8 protein-coding genes are annotated in these 7,825 nt (G+C 58.9%); 4 read left to right on the top strand and 4 right to left on the bottom strand.

Features of this window, described 5'->3' with window-relative positions; all coding sequences use genetic code 11:
* Window positions 1-263 precede the first annotated feature (263 nt).
* Window positions 264-1,505 carry a glutamine synthetase family protein gene (locus HT737_RS07740; protein ID WP_182402079.1) on the top strand — a complete coding sequence of 414 codons (1,242 nt, stop codon included), beginning with the start codon at window positions 264-266 and terminating at the stop codon, window positions 1,503-1,505.
* Window positions 1,506-1,574: 69 nt separating this feature from the next.
* Window positions 1,575-2,945, top strand: a complete 1,371-nt coding sequence (locus tag HT737_RS07735; protein ID WP_131671211.1) for an MFS transporter — start codon at window positions 1,575-1,577, stop codon at window positions 2,943-2,945.
* A 256-nt stretch (window positions 2,946-3,201) separates the two neighbouring features.
* Here the strand turns inward: HT737_RS07735 and HT737_RS07730 are convergent, their stop codons facing one another.
* The 4 genes from HT737_RS07730 to flgA all read right to left on the bottom strand — a co-directional run bounded on the left by HT737_RS07730 (window position 3,202) and on the right by flgA (window position 5,676).
* The gene (locus tag HT737_RS07730; RefSeq protein ID WP_041074294.1) at window positions 3,202-3,948 is read right to left on the bottom strand and encodes a flagellar brake protein; all 747 of its coding nucleotides are present in this window, start codon (window positions 3,946-3,948) and stop codon (window positions 3,202-3,204) included.
* A 92-nt stretch (window positions 3,949-4,040) separates the two neighbouring features.
* A complete protein-coding gene (locus tag HT737_RS07725; RefSeq protein WP_182402075.1) occupies window positions 4,041-4,508 on the bottom strand; it encodes a flagella synthesis protein FlgN in 468 nt (155 codons plus the stop codon).
* Between the two features lie 48 nt (window positions 4,509-4,556).
* Window positions 4,557-4,883 carry a flagellar biosynthesis anti-sigma factor FlgM gene (gene flgM, locus HT737_RS07720; protein ID WP_041074296.1) on the bottom strand — a complete coding sequence of 109 codons (327 nt, stop codon included), beginning with the start codon at window positions 4,881-4,883 and terminating at the stop codon, window positions 4,557-4,559.
* Between the two features lie 160 nt (window positions 4,884-5,043).
* The gene (gene flgA, locus HT737_RS07715) at window positions 5,044-5,676 is read right to left on the bottom strand and encodes a flagellar basal body P-ring formation chaperone FlgA (protein ID WP_374011143.1); all 633 of its coding nucleotides are present in this window, start codon (window positions 5,674-5,676) and stop codon (window positions 5,044-5,046) included.
* A gap of 213 nt (window positions 5,677-5,889) precedes the next feature.
* Here flgA and HT737_RS07710 point away from each other — a divergent pair, with 213 nt between their 5' ends.
* Together HT737_RS07710 and cheR are read left to right on the top strand one after the other, a co-directional pair.
* Window positions 5,890-6,822: a chemotaxis protein CheV gene (locus tag HT737_RS07710; protein ID WP_041074300.1), complete on the top strand. Its 933-nt coding sequence runs from the start codon at window positions 5,890-5,892 to the stop codon at window positions 6,820-6,822.
* A 46-nt stretch (window positions 6,823-6,868) separates the two neighbouring features.
* A complete protein-coding gene (cheR, locus tag HT737_RS07705) occupies window positions 6,869-7,696 on the top strand; it encodes a protein-glutamate O-methyltransferase CheR (RefSeq protein WP_007963053.1) in 828 nt (275 codons plus the stop codon).
* The last annotated feature ends 129 nt before the right edge of the window (window positions 7,697-7,825 follow it).

Below are 7,825 nucleotides of genomic sequence, written 5' to 3'. Positions count from 1 at the left end.
TTTTGACTTTTTTTAAGATTAAAAGATCGCACCTGCGGCAGCTCCTACACGGAAATTCAGTGGTGGCCTTTTTTGTTTGACGCTGCTTGATATTCCGAACAGCCGGAGCCTATTTTGTACGGGTCGCCGTTCGCGGCTCGCACAATAACAAGGATTGCGTCATGACAACCGATGGCCAGCGTTCACTCGCGCAGCGACTGACCGGCATTGATGAGATTGAATGTGTCACGCCGGATTTGAATGGCGTGCCGCGCGGCAAGGTGATGACCGCCGAGGGATTCCTCGAAGGCCGGCGTTTGCAGATGGCGCGGGGGGTGCTGCTGCAATGCATCATGGGCGGTTATCCGCCGGCGCGGTTTTATGGCAGCGATGACGGTGACCTGGCACTGGTCGCCGAGCCGAGCATGATCCATCCCCTGCCATGGAGCGACGAACCGCGCGCCCTGGCCATCTGCGATGCCGACGAATTGAGCGGCGAAAGCTCCAACCTGTCGACCCGTGGCCAACTGAAGAAAGTGATCGCCCGTTACGCCGCACGCGGCTTGGCGCCGGTGGTGGCGACCGAGCTGGAATTCTTTGTCTTCGCGCCGAACACCGATCCGACCCAGCCGTTCCGTCCGCCGGTAGGTCTTGATGGACGCCGCGAGGATGGTCAGTCGGCGTTCAGCGTCAGTTCCAATAACGGTCTGCGGCCTTTCTTCAGCGAAGTCTATAAATGCATGGCGGCTCTCGGTCTGCCGCGCGATACCTTCATGCATGAAATGGGCGTCAGCCAGTTCGAAATCAATCTGCTGCACGGTGACCCGCTGTTGCTGGCCGACCAGACCTTCCTGTTCAAGCACCTGCTCAAGGAAGTCGCGCTCAAGCATGGTCTGAGCGTGGTGTGCATGGCCAAGCCGCTGGCGCACACACCGGGCAGTTCGATGCACATTCACCAGAGCGTCGTCGAGATCGCCACCGGCAACAACGTGTTCAGCGACGAGAATGGCCAGCCGACGGCGATGTTCCGCCACTTCATCGGCGGACAGCAGGCGGGCATGGCCGATTTCACTGCGCTGTTTGCGCCGAACGTGAACTCCTATCAGCGTCTGTGCCACCCCTATGCGTCGCCGAACAATGCCTGCTGGTCCCATGATAACCGTGCGGCAGGACTGCGTATTCCGGCCAGTTCGCCAGTAGCTCGACGCGTGGAAAACCGTTTGCCTGGCGCCGATGCCAACCCGTATCTGGCGATTGCCGCGAGTCTGGCCGCCGGCTTGCATGGGATCGAGCATGAGCTGGAGCCGAGCGCGGCGATTCAGGGTGAATTCGAAGTGCCGGACAATCTTTCGCTGCCGTGTACCTTGCATGCCGCGCTCGAGCGTCTGAAACGTAGCCAATTGGCCAGGGAACTGTTCGGACAGGAGTTCATCGAAGGCTACATCGCTTCGAAGACCATGGAGTTGACCAGCTTCTTTGATGAAATCACTCCCTGGGAACGGCGTGTTCTAGCAGCCCAGGCCTGACGAACCGTCGCCATCGGGCTATCGTTTGGATAGCCCGATACTTACTGCAAGGAGCCGCTCGGAACGCCGATGCGCCAAATCTGGAAATCCTTTCGAGCGCTGTACTTCGCCTCGCTGATGATGTTGATCGGCTCGGGCCTTCTTTCTACTTACCTGGCATTGCGCCTGGCCGCTGACCATGTCGATGGACTGTGGGTGGGTGCGCTGATGGCAGCCAACTACTTTGGTCTGGTATTGGGCGGCAAGATCGGTCACCGCTTGATCGCCCGCGTCGGACACATTCGGGCTTATTCGGCGTGTGCCGGGATCGTCGGCGCGGCGGTGCTCGGGCATGGTCTGGTCGACTGGCTGCCGGCATGGCTGGTGCTGCGGACCATCGTCGGTCTGGGCATGATGTGCCAATACATGGTGATCGAGAGCTGGCTTAACGAGCAGGCCGACGCCAACCAGCGCGGGTTGGTGTTCAGCGGTTATATGATCGCTTCGTATCTGGGACTGGTGCTGGGTCAGCTGATTCTGGTCATGCACCCGGGCCTCGGCCTGGAACTGCTGATGCTGGTCGCGCTGTGTTTTGCCTTGTGTCTGGTGCCGGTGGCGCTGACTCGACGGATCCACCCGGCGCCGCTGCATCCGGCACCGATGGAGCCGCGCTTCTTTATCAAGCGCGTGCCGCAGTCGTTGAGCACGGTGCTGGGCGCTGGCCTGATCATCGGCTCGTTCTACGGTCTGGCGCCGTTGTATGCGTCGCAGCAGGGGCTGTCGACCGAGCAGGTCGGTCTGTTCATGGGTAGCTGCATTTTTGCCGGACTGCTGGTGCAGTGGCCGTTGGGCTGGTTGTCCGACCGTTATGACCGAGCGCTGCTGATTCGTTGTTTTGCCGGATTCCTCGCGGTGGCGGCGTTGCCGTTGGCGATCTTGCCGCAGGTGCCGCTTGAGGTGCTGTTCGTGGTCGGCTTCCTTTGTTCGCTGGTGCAGTTCTGCCTGTATCCGCTGGCGGTGGCGTTCTCCAACGACCATGTCGAGGGCGATCGCCGGGTGTCGCTGACGGCGATGCTGCTGGTGACCTACGGGGTCGGTGCGAGCATCGGTCCGCTGCTGGCGGGCGTGCTGATGAAGCTGTTCGGCAGCCAGAGCCTTTACGCGTTCTTCAGCTTCTTTGCGTTGGTGCTGGTGTGGCGCATCCGCCCGAAAGCGGTGACCAATCTGCATCAGGTCGACGACGCACCGCTGCATCACGTGGCGATGCCCGACAGTATGTCCAGCTCGCCGCTGGTGGCCGCGCTCGACCCGCGGGTGGATGAGCAGGTGGTGCAGGAGCAGATGCAGACCACGGTCACGCCGGAGCCGGAGCCCGAAGTGCAGCCCGAAGCGGCGGCCGAACCTGATCCGGCTGATGAGGGCGATAAACCGACACCGGACATCAGTGGGGCCAGGCCCTGAATCGGGTGATTGTAACGATATTCAAAGAGTGACGCTTTATTGTGGTGAGGGGATTTATCACCGATGGGCTGCGAAGCGGCCCTAAAGCCATTCAGTGCGGAGTGGCAGTGGAATCGAGGCGTCCGGTCTGGGGCTGCTGCGCAACCCATCGGGGGATAAATCCCCTCGCCACAGTTATCTCCAGCCCAGGACGGGACAGTAGAAATAAAAAAGGGCAGTCCCGCCAGGGACTGCCCTTTCTATTTGCCTGTGCGAATCACAGATCGTCTTTATCGAACCGGCGTGCTTCACGCTGCAACTGATAGACGAAGCGCTCGACGTTACGTGCCGCCTGGCCACTGATGTTGTGGAAGCGCAAACCGGCGAATGTGATGTTGAGCTTTTCTTCGAAGTGCAGATAGCGCAGCTCGACCGAGATCGGTTGATTGCCGAACAGTGGGGTGGCGATCATGCGGTCATAGACCTGACCCAGTTGCAGGCGGTCGGTGATGTCGCCTTCAAAGCGCAGTTTGCAACCGGTGGCGGAAATATCCAGCAGTTTGCCGTTGATCGGCGCCTTGAGTTTTTCGCCGCCAAGTTCGACGCTGACCAGATCGGTCAGCTTCAACGCGGCACGAAAGGCATTACGGCGCTGGTGGTAGACCACTTCGGTTGGCAGTTGACCGGTATAGAAGCGGTCACCGTCGGATTCTTCGATGTTCAGCGTGCCAGTGCATTCCCAGGCGATTCGCACGCCTTCGTGGAAGCCTTCGACCTTGAACGGTTCGCCCGCCTGCAGAAAACGCTCGCCATCGCGCGGGATCATCTCGTCCAGGGCAATCGTCGCGGTTTCCCGGTCAACCTTGATCAGGTAGCTCTGGAAGCGCTGGCTGCGCTCATGGAAGGTGATGATCAGCGGATCGTGGCTTTCTTGCAGCTGGCGCAGGTTGCTGGAGATTTCCAGGGGCGTGGTCAGCACCTTTGGTGGCTGCGGAGTATCATCCGCGCTTAGGGCGTTTGGCACGTTTTCTCAATCTCCAGACAAAATTTGACTACGACTAGCCAGCATTTTGCCAGCATGTTTCGCGGGTTGATAGTGCAGGCACATCGAATGGCTCACGCCTGGCTGAGCGTACGCGGCTTGGTGGGTTTGGCGAAAGTGCCCGAGGCGTCATACAGCGCTGGCGGTTCGCCCCCGGTGAGGATTTTCAGCTGATTGGCCGTAGCGGCCTGCTGGATCTGGATCGACTGGCCGTTCTTGACGTTGGCCGTCTGGCACTGGGCAATCAGGTCGGTCAGCACATCGCTTTGGGACAGCAACTGGTCGCCAATGCTCGACTGGCTGGCCAGTTGCTCCAGGCCCTGACGGTCGAGCGGCAGGTTGAGGCTGGCAAGGATTTCGCTGCGCTTGCGGCCATGCTGTTCAAGCAGAATGATCAATGCCTGTTTGCGCGCCAGAATATCTTCGAGCAGAGGCATGTCGCGACCGTGCAAAGCGAGGGACTCGGTTTGCAGCAACTCCAGCAATTGTTGAGCTGGAGCAAAGTCGTCGGTGATCAGTTGCAATAAATTAGTGTCGTGCATGGCTGGCCTTGGGTTCTAAGCGTCCAAAAGCCTGGCGCCGGCAAAAGCCTAGCGCTGGGCTTCGAAGTTGAGCAGTTTGCTGGCTACACGGTTGCTGTCGACCTTGTAGCTGCCATCGGCAATCGCTGCTTTCAACTCGGCCACGCGGGCTTTGTCGACGGCAGGCTGATCGCGCAGCTTGTCAGTGACCTTCTGCAACTGTTGAGCCTCATTGCTGAGGTGTACCGATTCCCCGCTTTTTGCGGTACCGGCCGTTTCGGCCTGGGTATTCAGCGGCGCGGAGGTGCCGGTTTCGGCGGTTTCCTTGGCGTTGCTGGTACGCGTACTGCCCGTAAGTGACGAGGAGCTGTTCAAACGGCTGAAATCGATGACCATGTTAAAAACCTCTGGGAATTTGGACGCTTGCCATGTTCTCGGCCATTCCCTGGAAAACTTTAGGCTCACTTTGCAATGAGCTGCATGTGCCGAAGCGTGTCCTGCTGCGGCACAGTTTAGGGAAGCGTCGGGGCTGGCGCCAGTTTTCTGCTCGAGCGTTTTACATGGCGACTTCCACTTGGCCCGGCGCGATGACCTGCGCCTTGATTACCCGGTTGGAATTGAGGTTTTTTACCCGGATCTGTTCTTTCAAACCGCCATTGGCCAGGGCTTCACCGGGCATGCGCACGGCGAGTGTACCGCTGCGGGCGATGATGACCACCTGATCGCCCTTGCGTACCACTTCTGCCTGTTCCAGATGCACCAGGGTAATCACCTGATCGGCTACCGTTGGTCGGGTTAATTTCTGCCCGATGGCTTCATCCACCGACGTCAGAAAACCCTGATTGACCTGGCTGATGTCGCGTTCACGCAAGGTCACGTCTTGCGGTTCGATAATTGCGGCGCGCTTGAGCGGTCGGGTGGTGGTGACAATCTCGCGAAACAGGCGGACTTGAGCGGGCACGAACACCGTCCACGGCGAGCTTCCTTCGCACCGGACCTTGACCGTCACCCGGCCCAGCGGACGTGCAGGACTCTCCAGCGACGCTGTCAATTCCTTGTCGCACATAGGCATGCGCATACGCGGGTCGAGCTGGTTGACCTCGATTTCATAGCGGCCTTCCGTTTGACTGGTAGCCAGATAGTCTTCTACGGTGAACTCAAGAAAGCCCTGAGTGACGCCGATAAGCATGTCAGGCAAGGTAACCGTATCAGCACCGGCAGGGCTGCCAGCGAAAAACAAGCAGACGGCAGACGTCGCGCACAGCGCTTTGCGGGTGCGGGAGGTCAGGCGTCGAAAAAAATGTCGTTTGAGCGTTCATACGAGTTAAAAAAGCAAGCGCCGTGCCGTTTAGCAATGAATGTGCGTCGCAACAACACTTGGCGTTGGTGTAGGAGTCTGGGCATGGCTGGTGTAATGGATTCGGTGAACCAGCGCACGCAACTGGTAGGGCAGAATCGCCTGGAGCTGTTGTTGTTCCGTCTCGACGGTCAGCAGCTCTACGGCATCAACGTGTTCAAGGTGCGGGAAGTGCTGCAATGCCCGTCGCTGACGTTGATGCCCAAGTCCAGTCCTGTCGTGTGCGGGGTGGCGAATATCCGGGGGGCGACCATTCCGATCCTTGATCTGGCAATGGCGACCGGTTCCGGGGCGTTGAAAGACAAGAACAGTCCGTTCGTGATCATCACGGAGTACAACACCAAGACCCAGGGTTTCCTGGTTCGCTCGGTGGAGCGCATCGTCAACATGAACTGGGAAGAGATCCATCCGCCGCCCAAGGGCACGGGGCGCGATCATTACCTGACCGCTGTGACTCGAGTCGACAATCAGTTAGTCGAAATCATCGATGTCGAGAAGGTGCTGGCGGAAGTCGCGCCGACGCCGGAAGCGATTTCGGTCGGCGTGGTCGATGTCGAGACCCAGAGCAAGGCGTTGTCGCTGCGGGTGCTGACGGTCGATGACTCGTCGGTGGCGCGCAAGCAGGTCACGCGCTGCCTGCAGACGGTCGGGGTCGAAGTGGTGGCGCTGAACGATGGCAAGCAGGCGCTGGACTACCTGCGCAAGCTGGTCGATGAGGGCAAGAAGCCGGAAGAAGAGTTCCTGATGATGATTTCCGACATCGAGATGCCGGAGATGGACGGGTACACCCTGACGGCGGAGATCCGCAGCGATCCACGCATGCAAAAGCTTCATATCATCCTGCATACTTCGTTGTCGGGAGTATTCAATCAGGCGATGGTCAAGAAAGTCGGTGCCGATGACTTCCTGGCCAAATTCCGTCCTGATGACCTGGCATCCCGGGTAGTCGACCGGATCAAAGCAGCAGATATCAGCTAGGGGCCTTCTGCCCCTGGCGGTCAACACGATTTAAGAGGCGGCATCATTGTCTACGGGTAATTTGGATTTCGAACAGTTCCGGGTCTTCCTGGAAAAAGCCTGTGGCATTTTGCTCGGTGAAAACAAGCAGTACCTGGTCTCGAGCCGTCTCAACAAACTGATGGAGCAGCAAGGCATCAAGTCCCTGGGTGAGCTGGTACAGCGCATCCAGACCCAGCCGCGCAGCGGTTTGCGCGAGCAGGTGGTCGATGCCATGACGACCAACGAAACCTTGTGGTTTCGCGACACCTATCCGTTTGAAGTCTTGAAGAACAAGGTGCTGCCCGAGGCGATCAAGGCCAGCCCCAACCAGCGTCTGCGGATCTGGTCGGCGGCCTGCTCGTCGGGTCAGGAACCGTATTCGCTGTCGATGTCGATCGACGAGTTTGAGCGCAGCAACCTTGGTCAGTTGAAGATGGGCGTGCAGATCGTTGCCACCGACCTGTCCGGCAGCATGCTGACCAACTGCAAGACCGGCGAGTACGACAGCCTGGCCATCGGCCGCGGTTTGTCCGCCGATCGCTTGCAACGCTACTTCGATCCGAAAGGGCCGGGGCGCTGGGTGATCAAGGCGCCGATCAAGAACCGGGTGGAATTCCGTTCGTTCAACCTGCTCGACAGCTACGCCAGTCTGGGCAAGTTCGACATCGTGTTCTGCCGCAACGTGCTGATCTACTTCTCCGCCGAGGTGAAGAAAGACATCCTGTTGCGCATTCACAGCACGCTGAAGCCGGGCGGCTATCTGTTCCTTGGCGCGTCCGAAGCGCTGAACGGTTTGCCGGATCATTACCAGATGGTTCAGTGCAGTCCGGGGATCATTTACCAGGCGAAGTGAAACAAAGCATCAGGCATACAAAATCGGGAGCCCCAAGGGCTCCCTTTTTTATGCCTGATGCTTTGTTCCATGCAGGAGTTGCCGAAGGCTGCGATCTTTTGATCCTGTTTTGAACGATCAAGATCAAAA

Source organism: Pseudomonas sp. MD195_PC81_125, assembly GCF_014060985.1.
GTDB classification, from domain to species: Bacteria; Pseudomonadota; Gammaproteobacteria; order Pseudomonadales; family Pseudomonadaceae; genus Aquipseudomonas; species Aquipseudomonas parakoreensis.
This window is presented reverse-complemented; position numbering and strand designations above follow the sequence as displayed.